This is a genomic window from Paenibacillus sp. PK1-4R (assembly GCF_030369595.1).
Classification (GTDB): Bacteria; Bacillota; Bacilli; order Paenibacillales; family Paenibacillaceae; genus Paenibacillus.
Window position 1 is genome coordinate 6737011 of the sequence record NZ_CP126535.1, and the last position, 23486, is coordinate 6760496.

Annotated in this window: 25 protein-coding genes; 7 read left to right on the plus strand and 18 right to left on the minus strand. The window is 46.4% G+C overall.

Annotation, left to right across the window (positions count from 1 at the left end; genetic code table 11):
• Nucleotides 1-8: 8 nt before the first annotated feature.
• Together QNO02_RS29280 and QNO02_RS29285 are read left to right on the plus strand one after the other, a co-directional pair.
• Entirely contained in the window at nucleotides 9-929 is a 921-nt protein-coding gene (locus QNO02_RS29280) for a D-alanine--D-alanine ligase (protein WP_289390679.1), read from the plus strand.
• Nucleotides 926-1384, plus strand: coding sequence for a GNAT family N-acetyltransferase (locus QNO02_RS29285; protein WP_017691587.1), 459 nt, complete (start codon nucleotides 926-928; stop codon nucleotides 1382-1384). Before QNO02_RS29280 ends, QNO02_RS29285 begins: the two co-directional genes overlap by 4 nt.
• A gap of 126 nt (nucleotides 1385-1510) precedes the next feature.
• On the opposite strand, the gene QNO02_RS29290 is transcribed toward QNO02_RS29285, so the two are convergent.
• The 5 genes from QNO02_RS29290 to QNO02_RS29310 form a co-directional block, all read right to left on the minus strand.
• Nucleotides 1511-2296 carry a glucose 1-dehydrogenase gene (locus QNO02_RS29290; RefSeq protein WP_091035595.1) on the minus strand — a complete coding sequence of 262 codons (786 nt, stop codon included), beginning with the start codon at nucleotides 2294-2296 and terminating at the stop codon, nucleotides 1511-1513.
• Nucleotides 2297-2444: 148 nt separating this feature from the next.
• The gene (locus QNO02_RS29295; protein ID WP_289390680.1) at nucleotides 2445-3908 is read right to left on the minus strand and encodes a GNAT family N-acetyltransferase; all 1464 of its coding nucleotides are present in this window, start codon (nucleotides 3906-3908) and stop codon (nucleotides 2445-2447) included.
• Nucleotides 3909-4151: 243 nt separating this feature from the next.
• The gene (locus QNO02_RS29300; protein WP_249913069.1) at nucleotides 4152-5660 is read right to left on the minus strand and encodes a copper amine oxidase N-terminal domain-containing protein; all 1509 of its coding nucleotides are present in this window, start codon (nucleotides 5658-5660) and stop codon (nucleotides 4152-4154) included.
• 208 nt (nucleotides 5661-5868) lie between these two features.
• Nucleotides 5869-5997 (minus strand): hypothetical protein, encoded by a 129-nt coding sequence (locus QNO02_RS29305; protein WP_017691584.1) that lies wholly within the window; start codon nucleotides 5995-5997, stop codon nucleotides 5869-5871.
• A 136-nt stretch (nucleotides 5998-6133) separates the two neighbouring features.
• Entirely contained in the window at nucleotides 6134-6601 is a 468-nt protein-coding gene (locus QNO02_RS29310) for a YfbM family protein (RefSeq protein ID WP_289390681.1), read from the minus strand.
• 96 nt (nucleotides 6602-6697) lie between these two features.
• Between QNO02_RS29310 and QNO02_RS29315 the strand changes: the two genes are divergently transcribed.
• Entirely contained in the window at nucleotides 6698-7162 is a 465-nt protein-coding gene (locus QNO02_RS29315) for a DUF4385 domain-containing protein (protein ID WP_289390682.1), read from the plus strand.
• 104 nt (nucleotides 7163-7266) lie between these two features.
• The gene (locus tag QNO02_RS29320) at nucleotides 7267-8574 is read left to right on the plus strand and encodes a VWA domain-containing protein (protein WP_289390683.1); all 1308 of its coding nucleotides are present in this window, start codon (nucleotides 7267-7269) and stop codon (nucleotides 8572-8574) included.
• Nucleotides 8575-8611: 37 nt separating this feature from the next.
• Here QNO02_RS29320 and QNO02_RS29325 read toward each other — a convergent pair whose 3' ends face one another.
• Nucleotides 8612-9412, minus strand: a complete 801-nt coding sequence (locus QNO02_RS29325; RefSeq protein WP_289390684.1) for an SDR family NAD(P)-dependent oxidoreductase — start codon at nucleotides 9410-9412, stop codon at nucleotides 8612-8614.
• Between the two features lie 365 nt (nucleotides 9413-9777).
• Between QNO02_RS29325 and QNO02_RS29330 the strand changes: the two genes are divergently transcribed.
• Nucleotides 9778-10437: a TetR/AcrR family transcriptional regulator gene (locus QNO02_RS29330; protein WP_289390685.1), complete on the plus strand. Its 660-nt coding sequence runs from the start codon at nucleotides 9778-9780 to the stop codon at nucleotides 10435-10437.
• Nucleotides 10438-10569: 132 nt separating this feature from the next.
• Here QNO02_RS29330 and QNO02_RS29335 read toward each other — a convergent pair whose 3' ends face one another.
• The 5 genes from QNO02_RS29335 to QNO02_RS29355 all read right to left on the minus strand — a co-directional run bounded on the left by QNO02_RS29335 (nucleotide 10570) and on the right by QNO02_RS29355 (nucleotide 13837).
• Nucleotides 10570-11631 carry an LLM class flavin-dependent oxidoreductase gene (locus tag QNO02_RS29335; RefSeq protein ID WP_289390686.1) on the minus strand — a complete coding sequence of 354 codons (1062 nt, stop codon included), beginning with the start codon at nucleotides 11629-11631 and terminating at the stop codon, nucleotides 10570-10572.
• A gap of 155 nt (nucleotides 11632-11786) precedes the next feature.
• Nucleotides 11787-12173, minus strand: a complete 387-nt coding sequence (locus QNO02_RS29340) for a retropepsin-like aspartic protease (RefSeq protein ID WP_289390687.1) — start codon at nucleotides 12171-12173, stop codon at nucleotides 11787-11789.
• A complete protein-coding gene (locus QNO02_RS29345; protein WP_047840923.1) occupies nucleotides 12170-12427 on the minus strand; it encodes a hypothetical protein in 258 nt (85 codons plus the stop codon). The genes QNO02_RS29340 and QNO02_RS29345 overlap by 4 nt, the downstream gene beginning before the upstream one ends.
• A gap of 109 nt (nucleotides 12428-12536) precedes the next feature.
• Nucleotides 12537-13349 (minus strand): class I SAM-dependent methyltransferase, encoded by an 813-nt coding sequence (locus tag QNO02_RS29350; protein WP_289390688.1) that lies wholly within the window; start codon nucleotides 13347-13349, stop codon nucleotides 12537-12539.
• A gap of 146 nt (nucleotides 13350-13495) precedes the next feature.
• Nucleotides 13496-13837, minus strand: a complete 342-nt coding sequence (locus tag QNO02_RS29355) for a zinc ribbon domain-containing protein YjdM (RefSeq protein ID WP_017691576.1) — start codon at nucleotides 13835-13837, stop codon at nucleotides 13496-13498.
• 235 nt (nucleotides 13838-14072) lie between these two features.
• Between QNO02_RS29355 and QNO02_RS29360 the strand changes: the two genes are divergently transcribed.
• Nucleotides 14073-15224 carry a VanZ family protein gene (locus QNO02_RS29360; RefSeq protein WP_289390689.1) on the plus strand — a complete coding sequence of 384 codons (1152 nt, stop codon included), beginning with the start codon at nucleotides 14073-14075 and terminating at the stop codon, nucleotides 15222-15224.
• A gap of 172 nt (nucleotides 15225-15396) precedes the next feature.
• Here the strand turns inward: QNO02_RS29360 and QNO02_RS29365 are convergent, their stop codons facing one another.
• The 7 genes from QNO02_RS29365 to QNO02_RS29395 form a co-directional block, all read right to left on the minus strand.
• Nucleotides 15397-16854 carry a carboxylesterase/lipase family protein gene (locus tag QNO02_RS29365; RefSeq protein WP_289390690.1) on the minus strand — a complete coding sequence of 486 codons (1458 nt, stop codon included), beginning with the start codon at nucleotides 16852-16854 and terminating at the stop codon, nucleotides 15397-15399.
• A gap of 279 nt (nucleotides 16855-17133) precedes the next feature.
• Entirely contained in the window at nucleotides 17134-18228 is a 1095-nt protein-coding gene (locus QNO02_RS29370; RefSeq protein WP_091035553.1) for a metallophosphoesterase family protein, read from the minus strand.
• Complete coding sequence (locus QNO02_RS29375) at nucleotides 18228-18566, minus strand: DMT family transporter (protein WP_289390691.1); 339 nt, start codon at nucleotides 18564-18566, stop codon at nucleotides 18228-18230. The genes QNO02_RS29370 and QNO02_RS29375 overlap by 1 nt, the downstream gene beginning before the upstream one ends.
• Complete coding sequence (locus QNO02_RS29380) at nucleotides 18563-19333, minus strand: HAD family hydrolase (protein WP_289390692.1); 771 nt, start codon at nucleotides 19331-19333, stop codon at nucleotides 18563-18565. Before QNO02_RS29380 ends, QNO02_RS29375 begins: the two co-directional genes overlap by 4 nt.
• A gap of 160 nt (nucleotides 19334-19493) precedes the next feature.
• Nucleotides 19494-20867 carry an ABC transporter substrate-binding protein gene (locus QNO02_RS29385; protein ID WP_192135348.1) on the minus strand — a complete coding sequence of 458 codons (1374 nt, stop codon included), beginning with the start codon at nucleotides 20865-20867 and terminating at the stop codon, nucleotides 19494-19496.
• A gap of 37 nt (nucleotides 20868-20904) precedes the next feature.
• The gene (locus QNO02_RS29390; protein ID WP_248278243.1) at nucleotides 20905-21720 is read right to left on the minus strand and encodes a carbohydrate ABC transporter permease; all 816 of its coding nucleotides are present in this window, start codon (nucleotides 21718-21720) and stop codon (nucleotides 20905-20907) included.
• Between the two features lie 89 nt (nucleotides 21721-21809).
• A complete protein-coding gene (locus tag QNO02_RS29395) occupies nucleotides 21810-22685 on the minus strand; it encodes a carbohydrate ABC transporter permease (protein ID WP_036671737.1) in 876 nt (291 codons plus the stop codon).
• Nucleotides 22686-22883: 198 nt separating this feature from the next.
• Here QNO02_RS29395 and QNO02_RS29400 point away from each other — a divergent pair, with 198 nt between their 5' ends.
• Nucleotides 22884-23456, plus strand: a complete 573-nt coding sequence (locus QNO02_RS29400) for a GbsR/MarR family transcriptional regulator (protein WP_076213761.1) — start codon at nucleotides 22884-22886, stop codon at nucleotides 23454-23456.
• The last annotated feature ends 30 nt before the right edge of the window (nucleotides 23457-23486 follow it).

Sequence of the window (23486 nt, forward strand, 5' to 3'; positions counted from 1 at the left end):
GATTTCACATGAAAGTTGGCGTGATTATGGGCGGTACATCTTCAGAGCGGGATATTTCACTGCTCACCGGACAGGAGATGATTGCGAATCTCAATAGAGACAAATACGAGGTTGTGCCCATTGAGCTGAACACCAAGCGCGATCTAATCGACAAGTCAGCGGGGATCGATGTGGCACTGCTTGCCCTGCATGGCAAATACGGCGAAGACGGTACGGTCCAGGGTACATTAGAATCTCTGGGTATTCCCTACACAGGCTGTGGTGTGCTTGCAAGCAGTGTATGCATGGATAAAGACATGTCCAAACAACTCATGCAGCATGCAGGTGTGCTTACCGGAGAATGGCTACGGGTGAGCCATATGGAGGAACTGTCCTCTATTGCTGTTCAACAATTAACGTACCCCGTGGTGGTCAAACCGAATTCAGGCGGTTCCAGTATCGGTACCCAAGTGGTGAAGGAAGCTTCCGCCCTGCCCGCTGCTGTAGAGGCTGCCCTCGCCTGGGATGATACGGTCATGATTGAACAGTATATCGAAGGTGAGGAGATTACCTGTGCCATTCTGGATGGTAAGATGCTGCCGGTGATCTCCATTCGTTCGAACGCTGAGTTTTTCGACTATGCTTCCAAATACGATGACCACGGGGCCGATGAGCAGGTTGTGCAATTGCCTTTGGACCTTCACAATCGCGTTGAAGCCGCGGCGTTGGCCTGCTATCAGGTGCTCAAATGCAGCGTCTACGCTCGCGTGGATATGATGATTCGGGAAGGCATGCCGTATGTGCTTGAAGTGAACACGCTGCCGGGTCTTACCCGTAACAGTCTGCTGCCCAAAAGTGCAGCTGCTGCAGGCATTACTTTTGCAGAGCTGCTGGATACCATTATTGAACTTTCATTGAAGGAAAGACCCAAGGAGGATACAACATTATGAGCCTGGATGTAACGATTAGACATAGCTCCCCTACCGATCTGCAAGATATGGTCATTCTGATGGACCAACTTGGTTATCCCACCACGTACGCCGAGATGGAAGAGCGCTATACCCATATCTCTGCGGACGCAAACTTTACTACACTGGTTGCTGAAGCACGAGGCCGCGTAGTTGGACTGATCGGATTACAGACGTCTTATCTATATGAAAAGAACGGAAGACACTGCCGTATCTTGGCATTGGTTGTACACGACCAGTTCAGGGGCTCAGGCATCGGTCGTCAGCTCATTCTTGAAGCTGAGCAATGGGCAGCCACGCATAACGTGGATTCCTTGTCTCTGAACAGTGGCAATCGCCCAGAACGTGAAGCCGCACATGAATTCTATCGCCAGATGGGCTTTACAGCCGGGAGTACCGGGTTTAGCAAAAAGCCGCAGATTTTACAGCACACTTAATCTGCGAATAAGTTACACCGAATCCTGAATATCACACCAAAAAGAACGCCCCATCCGCACATTGGCGAAAAAGGGCGTTCTTCAGTATATGTCTATGTCGCATGGATACGCGGTTTGATTATGGGATCAATATTTAGCTGACTGTGCACCATCGATTGGAATAATAGCTCCATTGATAAATGGTGCTTCGCCGGACAGCAAGAAGGCAACGAGACGCCCTACTTCCTTCGGTTCACCCAAGCGTTTCGCCGGGTTGTCCTTAACGAACTCTTTGGATGCTGACTCCCAGTCATTCGGATTGATCTGTTTAAACGAACCGATGACCATATCTGTCAAAATGGCCCCGGGTGCAATTGCATTAATGCTGATCCCGTGCTCGGCGTATTCAATCGCTGCATCTTTGGTCATGCCGGCTACGGCATGTTTGCTCGCTCCGTAGGCAACCAGGTTTGGCACGGCGCGAATCCCACCAACAGAGGACGCGTTCACGATGTAGCCTTCTCCCTGTTTTTTCATCACAGGTAGAACGTGCTTCAACCCGAAAAATACACCCTTCAGGTTGATATCGATAACTTTATTGAACATCTCCGTCTCGTAGTTTTCGATCAGGTTTTGCTTGCCTTCAATGCCTGCATTGTTGAAAAATGCATCGATACGTCCAAACTCATTGACCGTATCGCTAACATACTTCTTCACAGCTTCTTCGTCCGATACGTCACCTTCGATTAACAGAAACTCGGCATGCTTCACCTCATCGGAGATTACACGTTTGGTCTCTTCCAGCGCCTTCATGTTTACATCCACCAAGGCAAGTTTTGCGCCTTCACGTGCAACTTCCACAGCAGCTGATCGTCCAAGACCGGAGCCACCGCCTGTAATCAGGACCACTTTACCCGCAAATCGTTCAGTCATAATCCATAGACCTCCCTTTGCTGTTTTTGACATCCTCCATACGTAAGTAAATACCCATTTCTTCATTTGCTCTAATCTAACGGGGATCTGTTACAACCAGCATCTCAACCGGATTAGTATGCTTCCGTATTCGCCCTGCCATTCGTCCTCAGGACTTCATAGCCTCATAGGCTGCAAGTAATTTCTTTACTTCTACTCCATTGATCTTCATCCCGTTCACTTGACACTGTTCCAACTGCACTCCAGATAGATCGCAATCGATAAAGCGACTTCCCCCAAGATCACAATGCGCCCAATGCATGGGTACACGGTCAGATCCAAGATGTGTATCCTGGAATTGAACGCCATCCAAAGCACAGAATTCAACCTTGCTGTCGGTTAGGCGTAAATCAGCTAGCAATATATTGGTCATATTTAGATTGGTAAATTTGCTTCCACTCAGATTGCAGTCAGTAATCCGACTATTGGTCAGATTACTGGTGCTGTAACGGACTGAGTCCAGATTAGCTTGAACATATTCAACCACTGACTCACCCGAGTCCATGGATAATGCCACGTCACATGTTGGATCAAAAGGATCAATTGACATGTTCTTCTCATATCCAAACTCATCCTCAGATGCATAGATACAAACATATCCCATTTTTTCGTAAAAATGATGATTATCCTGCTGCCGACCTGAGGTCTCCAGCTTCCAGATTTCAATCTGCGGAAATTCAGTCTCAATAAGCCTCATGACTTGAGTTCCCACGCCACGTCCCTGGCATACGGGATCAATATAGATCTTATCAATCCTGGCATGTTTTCGTCCGAGCACGTTAACACTCACCCCGCCAATAACACATCCATCTGATTCTACAACATAATAATCCCATTCACGGATCACGTAACGATGCATTCGAACTGACGAATAATCAGGTGGACATAAATTGTTATCGATATCCTTCTCATTATCCGCCCAGACTTTTATGACATGATCAAAAGCACGAGTACAAATCTCTGTAAGTACAACAGCATCTTCTTGCTGCGCTCGTCGTAAGCGAATTTCAGAATGTACCTGCTTCGGTTGCACTGGTTCGGACTTTACTTTGAGCAGTTCAAAATAATCGTAGTTCTCCTGGTCCACTAGCTTTTTGCGAGAGATATAACAAAAACCCGTATGCTCCAGAACTTTGCGTGACGGCTGGTTGTGCGGCTTCACAATGCCCACGATTCGATCCAGCAAGGTATGCTCAAATACATATGCTGTTAGCGCCTGCACAGCCTCTGTGATGTATCCTTTATTCCGGTAATCCCGTGAGATGGCGTAAGCCACTTCACGGTCAGCCCGAACCAGCATGTCATTCGGAAACACACCACACCAACCAATGATACGCTGATCTTTATTGTGTACAACGGCAAGCAGGATGCGTACATCTTCCGGGTTGAACTGTTCGTAACTGCCAACGACAAATTGTAAAAATTCGCGCAACTGCTCCTCGGTCATCTTCCAATCTGGCAGGACATCTGTGATTTCAGGTTGTTGGGTTAATGCATACACGGCAGCCTGATCTTCAAGCGTAAATGGACGCAACGTAACGGAGTTGGAATGGATGAACAATTGACTTTTCATATACAACACCTCTGGGGATTTATTTAGGATGACACAACAAAGAGGAGCACCTCCAATAGAGGCACTCCCCGATCCGTTTCATCATTTCAGAAACGCCGAAGCTCCTCGTAATGGGTCAAAAGGACACACGTATCCCGTTCATGGTCTAACGGAATTTTTGCGGTGTTCTTTTCACGATCATTACGAGAAATCTGGCATACTCTGAAATCCCCTCTCATGCTAAGGACTACTTCAACGTCTCACTTAAGGACGGTCAATGTAAATCCAGCCTGTTTCTTGTTCTTTATCTACAGTAGCTCCAAGGGATTCAGCCACAAAGCGCAACGGCACATACGTCTTGCCGTCCTTGCCTACATAAGCGGATTCCACCATAGTTACTTCTTTACCAGCAACGGTTGCCTTCTTGGAACCTACGGTTAGGACAATCTCATCACCAGTGATGTCGTCAATGACAACGATCTGGTTCGAGCCTTTGGTCCATTTCACTTCAGCATCCAATTCTTCAGACACGTAGCGAAGCGGAACAAATGTTGTATTCTTAACCGTGATCGCCCCAGCGTATTCATCATCCGGGAAGAGCACTACACTTTTACTCGTGATCCCAGCTTCATCTTTCAGCAATTGGTATGCCAATGAATTGGAATCAAAATTGCGCAGCATCTGTCCAGGCGTAATATCATCCTTCATCAGATCCATAACGCCGCCTGATACATCCACTTCATCAACTGCAACTGTGCCACCGATATTCCACTGTTCACTGTCTCCACTTACGGTTACGGAGTTCACCGGAAGATCTTCGGAAGCCGGCAGCGCTACTTTCAGTTCAAAGTTTTGCTTGCGAATATCCAGCTTGCTGTCGAGATAAAAATCCAATTTCAGTTTGGTTTCTGTGCCAAATACCGTTTTGAATTCAGGGGTCTCATTCAACAGGTTGTTCAGCTCCTGATCATAATTGACCAGCATACTGTCCAGTCCTACTTTGATGATGGCATATAGTGACGCAACGGCTTCATCTTTCGATTCAGGAACGATCGAATTCAGCGTTTCATCTCCCCCGCCTTCAACCTCATTCACAGCTTCCAGTACAGGGTAGAACACATCGTACAGATCGCCAATCAGCTCTTTCAGTCCTTGCTCATCCTTCGAGATACTCGTCAGGAACGGTTTAACCATAGCAAGCATCTCTTCACCACTAACTTCCAGATGCAGCTTGGAGAGGCTAAGCGCTTCGCCATTCACGGATTCCTGTACCGGTGTTACGGAGATGTTCTTCGGATTGGACAGATGCTTCAGGACAAAAGAGAACAGTTTCGGGGAAATTTCCTCGAGTTGTTTCTCCAGAGCCTTCGTATCTACCATTGGAAGAGCCTGTGCATCTTGGAGCGTATCCAGAGATATGTACAGCGGTTTCTGGGCTCCGTCCAGATCAATGACCAATTGGGACTCATTCATGGACAGGTGGAAAGGTAATTTCGTTCCCTCCATGCTCAGTGTACCTTTGATCGATGCTGTCTTCGCATCTTTCATTTTGGCTTGATCAATATCCAGGGATATGGAATTAATGAGTTCGATCATTTCAAGGTCTTTTTCTGTAGCAAATTCCTTAGCCGGTTCTATGTTTATATTCATGGATTGTCTGGATTCACCGGACTTGATACTCGCGCCATTGGCCATTGCTTTGCCAACGTCTACTCCACCCACAGCCTGACATCCTGTAAGAACAACCATTAAAAGTACTAGTGGCACTGCCATCCATTGGACTAACTTCCGATTCGTAATATGAACTCCTCCTTAGAAAAATATGGTTCATTTCCATTATGAAGGTATAGGTAATTCTTGTAAACGGATACGCAAAAAAATAAACCAAAAGGCCGGAACATGTCCGACCTCTGGTCTATCTATATTTCAGCATATCGTATGTTTCGATAAAACATCCTGCTTCATTATGCAATGCTGGGAGTTATTCTTGCTCCTGATCTTCAGCGAGTTTCTCATCCGTTTCTTCATCTTCCGCAGTTGCGGGAGTCTCGAATTGATCCGGCTCGTCCTCTTGAATTGCTTTGTTCTCTTCGTTCTGATCCTGTGTCATATCGCATTCCCTCTCTTCTACCGGATTGTCATGTCATCAAGACCTGAGCCTTGTGTCTATCAATAACCCGAATAGGAGCAGTTCAAACCTGTCTCAACGTCGGCCATAGAATTCCCATCATAATTTCAATGCTCACTTAGAAAACATAAAAGATGATCCCGTTCCCACTTGCAGCCGTGGCCTGAAACAAGGCCTGGATATCATCCACAGTCTGAACGATCTCCTGAAATGTCTCTTCCGCATCCCAATCTTCCATAACAGGGTAAACGCCTTCAGCGATCATCTGGTCCAGACTATACCGTTGCTTCAATTCCTCCGGTGTGAGCTGCTCCAATGCCATGTAGGCTTCCAGCACCTGCTCGTTACTAAGCAAAAATAGATCCATGTCCGAATAGTTTCCCACGTATTGCTCACCTGCGAGAGGCACCACATAGCCCAGGGGCGGCTCCCCTTCTAACAAGTTACCGTTCAGCGTGAATTGAAGCATCTGCCACGTTTTATCAATATCCAGATCCACTGCACAATCATGCACACTAATCTCACCTGACTTGATGGATTCAACTAACTCCTTCGTTACCACAAGATATCTGCCGGACATTCCCATACCGCTATCCCTCCTGTGTAATTCCTTCTATTGTTCCCCATTAACCGTGCTTGTTGGTTCAGAATCGGGGTAATCCCTATCAAGGAGGGTGTATACATGAAAAAATTTGATTACAGTCTCAATTATGATGAGTTGGATCTGCGCAAACATCCTGAGCTGTACACCGTAGGCCGGGGCGAGCAGGGTGTTCTGATGGTAGAGCCGTACAAAGGCGAGATTCTACCACACTGGCGATTCAAAACACCCGAGATTGCGACAGAGTCATCGGAGAAGATCTATGAGCTATTTTTGGAGTATAAGAAAAAGGGAGATTTCGTTGGTATGGATATGGATCGTAAATTTCTCCAGATGGGTTATACACGGGCCAGACGGTATACAAATCACAAAGGAGGACGCAAATACTCGAAGGAGGATGGCTCGATCTTGCCCTATCAGAATGACAAGGTGAAGGCAGAAGCCGCGGCTATATTTAAAGCACAATGGGAGATTGCGAAGACGGATCCAGACTATGTGAAGATGAAGAAGGAGCATCGGGAAAAGTACGAGTCAGAACAGGCGTAGGAATACCGGATATATGATTGACTTATGGAAACATTTGTCTCAGAATCGATCTTGTTACTGTTCATTCTCAACCATTATATTGGAGAAGAGAGGCGCATTCGATTATGACAGATTCGTTCATCCACTTAAACACAGGCCAGAATATCAGTATCAACGAATCCACCCAACTTCAGGTAACCATTCAGTGTACATCATCTCCTTCTCCCTTGGATGTTAGCTGCTTTATGGTGAACGAAGAGGGAAAAGTCCCATCTGACGACTATTTTGTATTTTATAATCAGAAGGCTGATCCGCACCACAGTGTACTTCTGCAACAGGCAGATGAACTGCAATCCTCTTTTGTACTGGATACGAATCAATTAAGGCAAGCTCCTGTAGAAAAATGTGTGTTTACGGCTACTCTGGATGCGGAAGGCACATTCGCCAATGTTCAGGCATGTCAGGCGATTGTACGAGCTGGTTCCCAGCAGATTACCTATGAGATCACGCAGGTCACTGCGGAAACAGCGCTTATTTTCATTGAAATCTACAAGTATCGTGACGGATTCAAAGTGCGTGCGATTGGACGAGGTTTCTTTGGTGGATTGCAGCCGCTGGCAGAATCATTTGGTGTTGAGATCGAGAGTAACGATACTTCAGAAGCCGAACAGGTTCTTAACACGGCACGAGCTGAAGTTGCAGCCGCCTCTCTAGAAGCCCTGGCACCTGTTGCTGCACCGAACACGAATCATGCGCCGCTAAACCTGACCAAGATCGATCTCCTCAAACATAAAGTAACCCTGTCTCTCCAAAAGAAAAAGATTGAACCTATACAGGCACGTGTTGCCGTCATATTTGACGCATCAGGCTCCATGTACCATCTGTATCGCAAAGGCATCGTGCAAGAAGCCTTCGAGCGTATCCTGGCGATTGCATCAGCATTTGACGATAACGGGGAGTTGGACGTCTGGTTCTTCGCCAAAGACTTCTTGCGTGCACCTAGCGTCACCGCCAGGGATTTCGAGAATTATATTGAACGCACATATACGCTGGGAAGCAAAGGTGGTACCAATAACGAACCTCCTGTGATGCAGGATGTCATTCGCAAATATACGATCGAGGAACCCGATGTGAAGATTCCAACGTATATTATCTTTTTTAGCGATGGTGGAGTCAGTCAAAAAGGGAAAATCATGCGGCTTATTACCGAAAGTTCAACCAAAAATTTGTTCTGGCAATTCGTTGGCCTGGGACAAGCCAATTACGGTATTCTGGAGAATCTTGATGATATGACTGGACGTTTCATCGATAATGCTGACTTTTTTGCTCTCGACGACATCTCCAAGATCAGCGATGAAGAATTGTACGATCGTCTCCTCACTGAATTTCCAGGTTGGATAAAGGAAGCTCGGGCCAAAGGCATTTTGGCCTAAAGCTTTATCCCTATACCACTAATCAGGCTTGTACTTTTTATGCTTTACCATCCTTCGAACGTGGACGGAGCATACTTCCTACAATTCGCAACATCAACTTGCGTGGCACGAGGCGGGTGAACTGCGCTGTCCAGTAATTACCGGCCCCCGGCACAGCATAAGGTTTGCCTGACTCGAGTGCTCTCATGGCCACCGCCACGACATGCTCAGGGGTATCACGTTTACCCACCGAAGCTTCATCAGCGCCCACTACATCAAAGAACGAAGTCTCGGTTGAGCCTGGGCATAGTGCCAAAAACTGAACGCCACGCTTCCTGTTTTCTTCATATAATGCCTCGGTAAAAGAAAGTACAAATGCCTTTGTCGCTCCATACACAGCCATATATGGATCAGGTTGAAAGGCAGCCGTCGAAGAGACATTAATGACAGCACCATTTCGCTTCTGTAACATGCCTGGCAAGAAAAGATGCGTCATGTTTGTCAAGGCGAGCACATTCAACATAATCTCCTCCTGCTGGCGGGAACCATCCACCTGTTCAAAACATCCATGGGTAGCAAATCCCGCATTGTTGATCAGCATATCGATGTGTATTCCCCGATTCTGACATTCCTCATATACCCTCTGAGGTGCATCGACTTGAGACAAATCCGATACGATCACCTCAGCCCTTACTTGATATGTACGTTCTATACGCTCTGCCAATTGATTCAGTTTGGATTCTGTTCTGGCCACCAGCACAATATTTTTACCCTTGGAAGCCATTTCGAGTGCAAAAACTTCCCCAATACCTGAAGAAGCACCTGTAATAAGTACCCATTGATGCTGTTCTTTTATCATCTCTCATCCATCCTCTATGCATAATTTGAACACTTGTTTTTATTAGGAAACACTGTTTCTGTATAGAATCATCGTAACCAAAATCCATGACGCTGTCAAATACATTTGTTAAATTTAAATCTAGAACGTGGTGCTTACTTATTAAATTCGGATTAAATTGACGTCATCCGGCGTAAAACAGTAGAATGACCATAAGAAAAAAATATATCGACGTACTTTCATAGAAGACAGACCGCATTTAAGCTGAAGTTTTTCTTGCCATCATCGAATCCTTCAGCTCCGCTGAAAACGTATAAATTCTATAATCTTAAGAAAAGGAAACGTAGTTTCTGTTCAACAACAATACGGTTACGAGGATGAAATCAATGAAGGATCTTAATTCGGGTTCCACAGAATCTGCACATACGGTAACAACCTTTCAGGAAGCCAGACTCCAGCACTCGGATAATCTGCGGCAAAATATTGTGCATGCTGCTGCTGCTTTACTGCAAGAGCATGGACCAGAAGCCGTCACGGTACGCCGTGTAGCTGAACGCATGGAGTGCTCCACCAAAATCATATATAACCTTTTTGGCAAAAAAGAAGGGTTAGCCAAACATCTGTATTTAGAGGGATGCTCCCTCATGGCCCAGCGATTTGAAACTATACCCCGGCAGACATCGTTCGAACAGTATTTCCGTGATCTGGCCTACGTCTACTGGGACTTCGGCATTTCTCAATCCAGCTTCTATCAGCTGATGTTTGGAGGATCTTTTTCCGAATTCAAACCAGATGGAGAAACCTTACAGGGAACAGCGACTGCACTTAAGCAAGTGTCTGCCTTAGTGGAGGTAGCCATTGAACAGGGAATGCTTCAGGTACAAGATCCCATGCTTGCAGTTCGGATGATCTGGGCTCCCTTACACGGTGTTATTCATCTGTATTTGGGAGGCCATATTGAGAGCGAAGAAGCTGCCAAAACCCTCTATGATCATACGTTATCCATGGTTATACACTCCCTTGTGAGTACATCTGCGAATGGATAGGCATGAAGTTGGTGATGTGTTAGAAGCTTTTAGAAGATAAACGAAAAAGGAGCAGATCCATTGGCGTAATACGCCTAGGTCATGCTCCTTTATTTGGTTGACTCTATCTAGTTCCGTAACGGTTTCAGTCGATTAACGTGCCTCTTGGTTCTCAGCTTCCCAACGTGCAATTTCTTTGCGCACAATTGGAGCGACTTCTTTACCAAGTAGCTCGATTGCTCTCATAACCTCGTTGTGCGGCATTGTGCCGAGGGGGGTGTGCAACATGAAGCGTGTGATCCCGACTTCTTTACGCAGGTAAATAATTTTCTGAGCTACGGTCTCCACATCACCTACATACAATGCACCTTCCAGGCTGCGCGCCGCATCAAATGTCGCACGGCTGTAGTGTCCCCATCCACGTTCACGACCCAGTAAGTTCATGACCGCTTGCGCTGGCGGGAAGAATTTCTCCACGGCTTCGTCTGTTGTATCGGCAATGAAGCCGTGAGAGTGAGAAGCAACGGTCAGCTTGGAAGCATCATGTCCTGCATGTGCAGCTGCTTTCTTGTACAGTTCCACCAGTGGTGCGAATTGCACCGGACGACCACCGATAATGGCAAGCACCAGTGGCAAACCGAGCAGTCCTGCACGAACTACCGATTCCTGATTACCGCCACTGCCAATCCATACCGGAAGTTTTTCCTGTACCGGGCGCGGGTAGATGCCCAGATTGTTAAAGGAAGGGCGGTGTTTGCCTTCCCAGGTTACTTTTTCCGAATCACGCAGCTTGAGCAGCAAATCCAGTTTCTCGTCGAATAACTCATCGTAGTCGTTCAGATCATAGCCGAACAGTGGGAACGATTCGATAAATGATCCCCGCCCTGCCATAATCTCTGCACGTCCGTTCGAAATGCCATCTAATGTCGCAAAATCTTGATATACCCGTACCGGGTCATGCGATGACAGCACGGTTACCGCACTCGTCAAGCGAATATTCTTGGTCTGTGAAGCTGCGGCCGCCAGAATGACAGCTGGTGATGAAGCGGCGTAGTCGGCACGATGATGTTCTCCCACGCCATATACATCCAGACCCACCTGATCTGCCAAAACAATCTCTTCAACAACATCGCGAATGCGCTGCGCATGACTGATAAGTTCTCCTGTTTTTACATCCGGGTTCGTCTCCACAAATGTACTAATTCCGATTTCCATTGTCTGTTCCTCCCTGGTATGAAGCGATCCGTTGTTCATCTAACCTATTGTAAGTAGATCACCTTTTGTTATGTATCTTAATATTGAACTATTTTGATAAAAAACACAAGTACCCTCTGTTTCCAGAGGGCACATTTATGTTTATTTTCTATAGATTACAGCTTATCTATACTTAGTTCCATCAGGTTGGCATTAATTACAACACCGGTCTGTTTCATAAAATTAAATCCCAGAATTCCGTCAATCTCCAAACCATAATCCATATTTCCTATTTCAACTTGAAAATCATTAATCGTTGTTCCATCTACAGTTATAGAATCGAGTGACTTGGTGTAAACATACTCTATACCGCCTACACCTCTTATAATATCAACGAGATCATCCTCTTCAGGAACCATTCCTACTTCCCGAACTGCATCTGCATTCAACAATGTACTAGCTGATCCGGTATCCAAAAGGACTTTTTCTAATTGTAGTACTTCTCCTCTAAATTCAAGTTTTATGCTTGTGAAGGGTAGACCATAAAACTCTGAAATTTTCATCGAGGACCTCTCATGCCAACATATCGTTCTCTTGCCACAACTTCTGGACGTGAAGTGTGAAAAAAGCAGTATTCCCGTCTGGGATCTTCCTGATGCAATTCACCATAACGTTTTAGTGCCTTTGTAGAATCATCAAATGAATCAATCACTGCCATCTCTTCAATATAACGCTGGCCTTCTCTAGAATGCGCCTTGGTTGCCTCAAAAACGACCCACTCATTAGGGAATCGCTCCTGAACTTCCTTCCATTGCATAGTGACACCTCCAGACCATTAGATAGAGATATTATATCATGTGGAAACAGTATTCCACGGGCTGAAATTCTAAAATACATAGATTTTTAGAGCATTGCCTGTAAGTCTATTATTTCTTCCTCCCGATGTACAGCAGATGCGACGAGATTCCCAATATGGAAGGGTCTTTGGCGGCTTCGATCATATATTGCATGAGTTCATCGTACTCGCCACGCTCTTTCCAGTATTGCTGCTGCTCGTCCGTGAGCATCGCTCTAAGGCTGGATGAACCAATCAAATCAACGGTTTCAAATCCATGTTGCTCCATGAAGGGTGTAACATCCTGAATATTAAAATAGTATGCTCCCGTAAATCGTCCTTGATCCTGATGATCGAATCTACCCTTTTCCACAAAAGAATGGATTGCTGCCATGTTATCATTCGGTTTCCAGTGCTGCGGAGATTGCAGCGAATTGATACTCATGCGCATTCGGCTCTGCATCGCTACAAACACCACGCCTCCTCGCTTGGTCACACGGTACAACTCCTGTACAGCAGCCATCCGCTCTTCGTCTGTCTGCAGATGATATAACGGCCCCAGCATAAGGGATGCATCATATTTCTCGTCAGCCATACCGGAGAGCGAAGTGGCATCGAGGACATGGAATCCATCGAATTGCTGTGTCAATCCAAACTCCTGAGCCTTTTGCCGCGCAGTATCCACGGAGGAAGGTGTCAGATCCGATAAAGTGACTTGGTATCCCAGCTTCGCAAGCTCCATGGCATACTTTCCTGGTCCTGCGCCATTATCCAGAATACAACCAGTAGCGGGGAGATGTTCCCTGATGTAATGCATGTTAATGATGAATTCAATTGGTTCCCGCTCCAGTCTGCCCCACTCATCAAACCCGGAATAATATTTAATAATATGATCTCTCTTCATCGCTCTGACACCTGCCTTTTCTTATATGTAGACCACCTAACCATGTTCAAAATTAAATTCCAACCAGTATATATCTACTAAATATTTCCTGTCAAACAAAAAAACGTTCAATTTCCATTGAATGCGGAACTGAACGTTTTTCGATCTTATATCTTTTTCACAAACTCAGATTTCAACTTCATTGCACCCAAGCTGTCGATCTTGCAATCAATATCATGATCCCCATCAATTAGGCGAATATTCTTCACCTTCGTGCCCTGTTTAACTACAAGCGAGCTACCTTTTACCTTCAGATCTTTAATGACGGTAACGGTATCGCCATCACTTAGCACATTTCCGTTGGCATCACGGATTACTTTTGCATCCTCTGCGTTATCATTGTCTGCTTCCAAAGACCATTCATGCGCACACTCCGGGCAAACCAGCAGGTTACCATCCTCGTACGTGTACTCCGAATTACATTTGGGGCAGTTAGGCAAATTAGACATATGTATTAAACTCTCCATTCTACGATTGGCATTCCCGCAAGTATACGGGATTTCGGCGGTATATTCCATACGCTTGGTCACTGCATGGATGGATTTAAACCAAATTTAAGGTTCATGCATCCCTCACTTTAAGGGTAACTACTTATAATGTAACTAATAGATACGCACTACACATACATGAATTTTTCTGTTTCTATGAATGTTATTATATTTAATACCAAAGGAGTTCCTACTCATGTCCTCATATGTTTTCCCTGTGCAAACGGCTTTTTTGATCTTTGTTGTTGCGGCCATGTTTTTGCTGGTGCCTTGGTTGATCTATGGTTATCGCAAAGACGGCTTCTTCAGTTGGTCACGGTTTGGCGTGAGCTTTTCTTTTATCTTTTATATTCTAGCTGCCTATTGCCTCGTTATTCTTCCGTTTCCGACTACGCGAGATACCTGTGCGCAGCAAGCCGCTGACACGATCTACTACAATCTGGTTCCATTCACTTTTGTCAAAGACATTATGAAAGAAACACCCATTGTATGGTCTCAGCCATCTAGTTATATCGGAATGATTCAGGGCAGAGCCTTCTTGCAAGTTCTATTTAACGTCCTGCTTCTTATGCCGCTGGGTGTATATATCCGTTATTTTTTTCAAAAAAGAGTCTTCTGGAAGTACGCCCTGCTAGGTGGATTCGGGCTCTCCTTATTCTTCGAGATCACCCAGATCACCGGATTCTACGGGTATTATAATTGTCCTTACCGTCTCTTTGATGTAGATGATCTGTTATTGAATACTTCAGGAGCGGTCATTGGATTCTTCACAGCGCCCATCCTGCTTGCTTTATTCCCATCACGTGCAAGCATTCAGGCGAAGAGCGAACAGATCGTGGAGCAAAACCAAGTGTATGTTATGCCTCAATTGCTCGCGTTAATTATCGATGGAGTCGTTGTTGTCTTCCTCTCGAATCTGATTTCGATCTTCACAGCATCTGATGTGATCAGTGATGCGCTAAGTACATCCATTGCTATGGTCATTGTGCTGTTCTTCATCCCTTGGGTAAGAAATGGGGTAACTCCAGGCTCAATTATCTTGCGATTCCGCTATGTAGATCGTCAGACCGGCACACCCACCAGTGAATCGTTATTTAAAAGATTTGCCGCACTCTATGTTCCATGGCTGCTAGTTACGATCATTCGCCTGGTCAACGATTATGCCTTCACCAGTAATCAGGATGTTATGCTCCAGCCTTATCAAATATTGCTTTCCCTGGGAACAGTCGGTGTCTATATGTTGGTCTATGCCGTGCTCTTCATTCATGTCTTAATTGTGCTGTTCTCCCGTGGAAAACGTTCCTTCTACTTCGATGAGGTGTCACGCACGCGTGCCTCTCGTAAATAATGTTTGGAGTATAACAATGCAATGCATAATGTATCCCCCTAATTGGTGCTTACGTTCTGCTACTCTCCAGCCGGATTACAAAAAGAGGAGGTTCATTCTGAGAATGAACCTCCTCTTTTGATTAAGCGTATAGCAGTTATTCAGAGTATTCATTTCAAATAATCGGCTTGGATTATAACCCTAACAGCTCTCGCTTGGCTGCATCCGGATCATGTACGACCTCAATCTCATGGTTGAAGATTAGTGTCCCTCGATCCTGCTCATATTCAGGCCAGTTCACACCTGCAACTTCAGGTTGGCCATTCTTGGCAAAGGAAATCCAGGCATCCTGTACCTTGAGGGCAAGTGCCGCCGCAGCTTCATCCGGCTCCGCATTCATGAATTTGAGGACATGTAGTGTATTAAACACAAAGAACATTTCGATACTGTGAATCGCTCTTTTTAACAAGGGATGTTCCGGCATCACCCAATCAAATCGATACATCCACACGGGGGCATACTTCTGCTGTGCCGCAGCATATTGCAGCGCTGACCGCCAGAAGAACATATCGGTCATCACTTGGGCTTGTCCATCTGCCGTTTTTGGATAACTATCCGCGATGGCTACCCGGTTCTCCAGATCTGGTGTCATAAAGTCTACGCCCTGAACCATATCGATTTCTTTTGAAAAAGGTACATGCGGCTGGATGAACAGTGCACCCTCGTGCAATGTCGTACCAATCAGCACCGGAATATCCTGCGCTGAACCTTCGCTCACCGCCTGAAGTGGCACCTGTGGTAATGTATGCCCCTCCAATACAGGTTGGAACAATAATGCCATACCTGCCCCGCTCTGCTGTTTGACCGTTTCACCCGCTGCAATAATCTGCTCTACAGGAATTGTATTTAACTTCTGCAGGTTGTCCCGATCCACCCCAAGAATCTTCAGCATCGCTTCCCGCAACGCTGAGGCTTGCTCTGCTGGCATGAACTGGGATGCACCACTCTCCATAATGGCACGTTGGAACAGTCCTTTGGCCGCTGGCATCGCCATCAGTGCTGCAATACTCATACTGCCTGCTGATTCGCCGAACACCGTAACTTGATCCGGGTTACCACCAAAAGCAGAGATATTATCCTTCACCCACTGTAATGCCGCAACCTGATCCAGCAGACCTGCATTGGATACATATGAATCACCTAATGGAGCCATATGAAGGAATCCCAAAGGTCCTAATCGGTAGTTGATCGTCACAACGATGACGTCCCCCCGAACCGCTAACTGTGTACCATCATACATCGGCTGGCTACCTGAACCTGATACAAAGGAGCCGCCGTGAATCCATACCATGACCGGCAATGGTGTTGCTCCCTTTTCCTTAGGTGCCCAGATGTTCAGATATAGACTATCTTCTGACTCATTCGGAATTTCTGTCTGGCCTTCTGGTTGATGATTTCGAGGTTGTATATTCTCAGGCCCAAATTGTGTAGCCTGTCTGATTCCATCCCATGACTCGGGCTGTACCGGAGCCTTGAAACGCAGCTCACCTACCGGAGGTTTCGCATAGGGAATGCCTTTCCATACGCTTGCATCGTGCAAAAGTTCGCCTTGAACGGTACCATATGTCGTTTGAACCTGAAGTTCTCTCATGCCGGTTCTACTTCCTCTCCGTAAATAGGTTAAATTAACGAGTATGTGCATATCATGTGTTCTTATTTGAGTATAGTTTGTAATCATACCCATTTACAACTTTACCCAACTCTAGCCTCACCTGCTACGTTTCACGTGGAACTTTATGGGGTGGATGATCTGAACATACCTTTAAGATGGACACCAAAAAGGCCACCCATTGAGTAATATCATCAAGTCTAAATTATCTTAATGACATTGACCCTTAGCATGACCCTTTCCCGTTGACTATCCAAATAACTACCCTTCTACAGGATATGACACTGTAAACTCAACACCTTCAATCCATTCGCCCGCGACAAAGTCCCGTCCCTTCACAACCACTCGATCCTTATATATCTCCACATGAAGTCCTTCACTGCCCTCCAGATGCTCATCCTCATCTGTCCAGAGATAACCTACAGAGGACGCATTAAACATGGTTGGCATGTGCCCCGCACCATCGTACATCGTATGCTTTGCTTCAAGTTGCCAATGGGTATGTCCCGAGAAAAGGATCGCTTGCGGGTATTTAGCCAGAACGGCCTTAAGTTCTGCATCCTGATTCACACCATACCAGCCTTGTTCCTTCAGCGATCCTGCTACCGTATCCATGAGTGGCTGGTGCAAGAACAGGAAGATGGGATGATCTGGCGTTGCATGCTCAGACAATTTCGCATCCAGCCACTCCAATTGTTCAGCCGACATATCACAATCCTTCGGATGAGGTTGCTCGGTGCCCAGGAAAATATAATGATAACCATCAATCCAGTGATCGTGGTAAGAGCCCTTCATGCCGGTTATTGCTTCAAAATCACTCAATCGACGTTGCCATAACCCGGCGACTGTAATGGGGTCGACTCCTGAAGAGATCGGTCCCTCATCCTGACCCTCCTGCTCCGGAGGTGCAGCCGACAACGTATATGTCCCGACGGATAGTTGCTCAATCAGTGCAGCTGATTCAGCAGCGGTTTGTTTTGTTACCAGCTCCATTTCTGCTTCCTGCTCCAATAACTCAGCTACTTCGTCCTCTTTCATCTCAAGCAAAACGATCGGTGGATCTTGCCATACCACGGCTCCAATATCATGATTACCTACCGTGTATCTGATGTCAGGCAAGCTCTCCGCATGTTGCTTCCATATGCGTTGCAACTCACGATATTCGCTCGGCAGACCTCGATCCGTCACATCGCCCACATGCATAATCCCGCTGCTCCCCTGACTAAATGTAGCTATGTCGGCTAATGCTTGGTCCAGATGCCGGTTATGAATATGGTCTGCCTCTTCTCGCACATGTGTGTCCGTAATAACCTGGAAGCTGGCAATAGGTTGCTCCGGTGTATGTTCATTTTTCATCAAGAATCACTCCATTTCAGTCCAATAATGCCAATCAGAATAAAACCGATCCATACCATCGACGCGAGCCGCAGACGTTCACCAAAAAAGTAATGCCCTACAACGCCAATGAGCGTAATGCCCACCCCAGACCAGATCGCATAAGCTACAGCCAGCGGCATATACTTCACTGCAAAATTAAGAAAAGTAAAACTTGCGCCATAACAGACAAACATCAACACCGAAGGCCATAACCGCGAGAACCCATCCGATACTTTTAGCAAAATGGTAGCACTAAGCTCCAGCCCGATAGCCAGTGCCAACAGTACCCAGCCCAAGTAGGCGTGACTGTTCGTCATCGATTCAGCCCACCATTCAGCAATTCATGGAAGGATTGAATCGTTCTATCGGCCAAGTGGATTCTTCCCGGTTCTCCAATGGCAATCCTGTACCCCGCACCAGCGGTTCGTGCCATCTCCATGTCTCCGTCCGTATCTCCAATGACCACAGTATGCTGCACAGATACACCCAACCGTTCACAGGCAAGCAGTAGCATATCGGGAAATGGTTTCCCCCGTTCCACCAGATCTGTACCAATCACCACGTCAAAAAAGGAATCCAACCCCATCCACTGTAAATGTTTAATTGCACTTGGTGTATCATCTGCCGTCACAACACCCATAACCACGCCTTCGCTACGGCACTGTTCAAGAAATCTTTGAACTCCCGGTAACGGACGTGCCGGACGATGCTGTTCCATCTCTTCCTCCGCTCGCGCCAAACACTCCCGAACCATGATCTTGGCTTCCGCCCAGCTGAGACCCGCACGATATCCATGCCACGTCAGCACGGCATACACTTCATCCATCGTGCCCATCGCAAGTGGCCCCCGCACGTCATACCCATTCATCCGGCCTTGGTCATCGTGGAATGTACCCCAGATCTGTGGGAATTCCTCTGTATCGATACGAAGTCCCCTGGTCGCCAACTGGTCTCTGAAGTCGTTCAACACACAATCGGTCCAGAACCCCCACATGCCCGTAAAATCAAGTAATGTTCCGTCCTTATCGAACAAAACGGCTTTAATCGGATTTGATAATCCATCCACATACGTTTCATCTTGCATTGGTCAAACTCCTTGTCTGCGATCTTTATGAACGGAAAGGACGGTACAGCATGTACCGCCCTTTCCGCTTGAGTTACTTATAGTGATTAGTGATACGTTATGTTTACAATTCAGTCAGGTTCACGACCGAGTCTCTTGGAAACAGTTCTTGTCGATATCGTTATTTCGTTACACGATCCAGTTCCTTCTGCGCTTTCTCTTTTGCTTCCTTCAGTGCTTGTTCCGCTGGCATATTATTGATCTGTACCTGATCAGCTGCATCCTTCAATGCATCATTGATCTTGCCACCCGTTGGATCCTGGAATGGAGCCGAAGCGTGAGCTGCTTGTTGCAATGGTACCGTGATCTGTGGATTTTCCTCACTGAATTTCATGAACTCTGGATCTTGTTGAGCCGATTGACGTACTGCAATATATCCGGTGTTCATGGACCATGAAGCTGTATTCGAAGTTTCAGAGAAATACGTAAGCCACTTGTAAGCAGCCTGTTGTTGCTCTGGACTCGCTGCTGACGGAATACCTGCCGATATGGCACTTGCTACCGGTTTTCCTTCACCAATACCTTCCCAGCCTGGTTGTTGCATTGCAGCGACTACGCTAAAGTCCAAGTCACCTTGGTCACCACTAGATCCGGTGTAACCTGCTGCTTTATTTTTCATCACATCATCAATCGTTTTGTACCAGTACTCCCAGCCCTGACCTCCATAATGAATGCCCATAATCTTGTCTTCGTTAATCCATTTACGGAACAAGTCCCATGTCTCGATCCATTCCGGAGAGTCGATCATAACGGTTTTGCCATCGTCGCTAAGAATCTGTCCGCCCTTACCCAGCACGGCATCAATCATATTGTCTCTACCCCACATCGGTTCCCAACCGTAGAAGGTGGTCTTGCCATTTTCTTGTTTGCTCATCTTCGCAGCCGCCTCAGCCAGCTTCTCCCATGTCGTCAGAGTTGCTGGGTCGATTCCGTTCTCCTTGAACGTATCCATACGGTAGTACATAATCTGAGTTGTACCGTACATTGGCAAAAAGTATTGCTTTCCATCCACCTGTCCCTGGTTCAGGAATGTCTGAATGAAATCGTCTTTCTTAAAATTCGGATCAGCGGCAATCATCTCATCCATAGGTGCATAATATCCTTTACGTGCCCAGTCTATATTGGAGCTGAGTACAGCGGCTGGAACCTTCTTGGAAGCAATTGCTGCTTGCAGCTTCTGTTCCGTTTCCGTGTAATCTGCTTGTACAATCCCTTTTACAACGACTTCGTTCTGGGAGGCGTTGAACGCATCAATCGTCTTTTTCATGTTATCGCCCAGATTACCACCCAGACCATACCAGAACTCAATCTCCACCGGATCTTTCGCCTGAGCTTCGGTTCCACTGGCAGCAGCCGTCGTGCCTGATTCTGCGGGTGCTTGTGTTCCACAAGCGGTCAATAGAGCAAAGCTGGTCGCGAGTACCAGCGACATGCCACCCTTCCAGTTCAACCTCAATCTCTTTTTCCATGTCATGCTTGCTTGACTCCAGTTCATTGTCGTTCCTCCCGTTTTAGGTGAATGGTAGTGCATATCAGTTCTTGTTCACACCAGCCGTGATATTCACGCTCTGCATGATCGTCTTCTGGGTGAACAGGAAGAGAATAAGTAGGGGTGCGATGGTGAAGGCACTCGCTGCCATAATCTGTGGCCAAGCCAGTCCATATGCCCCGCCTTCTACAAAGAAGCTGCGCAGACCCGCCGATACCAGCTGTAAATCAGGGTCTTTGGTGATGAGCATAGGCCAGAAATAGTTGTTGTACTGTTCAATAAACGTAATCAGCACCATCACGGCGAAGCTTGAGCGAACAAGCGGCGTGATAATCGTCCAGAGAATCCGGAAGTGGGATGCACCGTCCAGCTGTCCGGCTTCCACCAATTCATGCGATACCTGCATGAACGCCTGCCGGATCAGGAAGATCGAGAACACGCTGACACAGTTGGATACAATTAAGCCTGTGTAGGAATCAAGCAGATTAAGTTCGCTAAGCACCAGGTAACTAGGCAGATATACGGCTGTACTCGGTATCATATAACCCACCAGAATCAGGGATGTCAGTACACCTTTGAGACGAAATTTCATATGTGTTAGGGCGTACGCCATCATACTGGAGTTGACGATCTGAAATAGACAGATGGCTAATGCTACCCCGGTACTGTTTAGAATGTAACGGGCAAATGGTGCCGCATTCCAGGCATCCACATAGTTGCTCCACAGGAAAGTCTCCGGCCAGAAGGTCGGCGGAAACTGCCAGATCTCATCATTGGTTTTGAACCCGCTAATGACCATCCAATAGAAGGGAAAAGCTGTACCTAGCGCGATAACGGCTAACAGGAGGTAGCGGATCATTTTACTTATTTTAAAATTCGGTTGTGACACGTTCTGCAACTCCTTGCGCTTCATCCGTTTAGACTTTTTGTTAGGCAATGTCATTGTCATTAGTAGTGCACCAGACGTCTGCCAAGCAGGAAGGATACACCCGACAGCAACACGCAGATCAGAATAATCACAACGGCGATGGACGAAGCCTCACCTACATTAAAGGATTCGAATGCAGACTGGTAATACATGTACAGCAACGTTCTCGTTGATCCCGCCGGTCCACCCTGCGTCATGACATTGATCTGGTCATAGGCTTGCAAGGACTGGATTGTAAGAATAATCGATAGAAAGAATGTTGTTGGTGAGATCAGCGGCAATGTGATACTTCTGAACTTGTCCCAACCGTTGGCTCCATCGATTGAAGCTGCTTCAAGCAGATCGGACGGTAGATTTCGTAGCGCAACGAGATAAAATACCATTGCCCATCCTATCGACTTCCAGAGCGTGACAATCAGAACAGCAACCAACGCCCAGTCCGCGTCACGCAACCATCCGATCGGAGATACGCCAACCCAGCCCAGCATCAGATTAGCGAGTCCGACTTCTGGCTCGAAGATCCAGGACCACGCAATGGACACCGCAACTGTCGGGGTGACCCAAGGTGAGAATAGTAATGTCCGGAAGATGCCGGATGATTTGATTTTGCTATTCATGAGCATCGCAAGCGCCAATCCGCCCACAATGGTTGGGATTACACTGCCCAATCCGAATAACAAGGTGACTTTCAGTGATCGATAGAATTCAGAGTTTGTCAGCAGATAACTGTAATTGTCCAAACCAACAAACAGCTTGTCCGGGCTCATAAAGTCCCAATCGGTGAAACTGAGATAAACGATATATCCCAGAGGTCCCAGCCAGAAGATCAGCAATGGGATTAGAGCTGGCAGCGTGAATAAGACCGCCTCAGACTCCCTCCATAGTTTTAAACGCAAATCCCCCACTCCTTACTGTCCAATTTTTCTTTAATGATTGGGAATTTTTGAGTATAATCAGCTTTATATTTATTCTGTACAAAATTGATTGTACACTCGTATTGAAAATTCTAATTCCGGCTTATGTTAAAATTGGAGCAAGTCATGTAAAATATGAGGCAGCTAGTGGGAACGCTATCATAAACCAGAGGTGACATTGTGGGAAAAGAAACTGCCGGGAACCCGAATCATTCTTCGTTACCTGATCGGCATGCGCTGAGGGAGAGAGTCATTGAGGCCATCGCCAATACGATGGATCTATATGGGGTTAATCATACGTTTGGCAAATTATACGGCATCATGTATTTTGAAGATCGACCGATGACACTTGAAGAGATGAAGAATTCAATGAATATGAGCAAGAGCAACATGAGCTATGCGGTTCGGTCACTTACGGAGTCACAGATGATCTATAAACTGGAGGAAAAGAAGGAGCGCCAGGATCAATATCTGGCTGAGACCGACTTTTATCGTACATTTCAGAATTTCTTTGGAGCCAAGCTCCAACGGGAAGTAGATGTCATGTTAGAAGGCATTCGTGAGGTCATTCCTGACCTGTCGGCCATGATCCTTTCGGAACATACCTCGTCCAAAGATCGAGATGATGCACTGCGTGATCTGCACAAACTCCAACACGCAGAGCAGTATTACGTCTGGCTCCAAGGATTCGTGGATCAGTTGCGGGACGGTAAATTTTACGAGAATGCTGCACACACGCCCGATAAAGAGTAGTACAACTGCGTAAACAGAATAACTAATAGG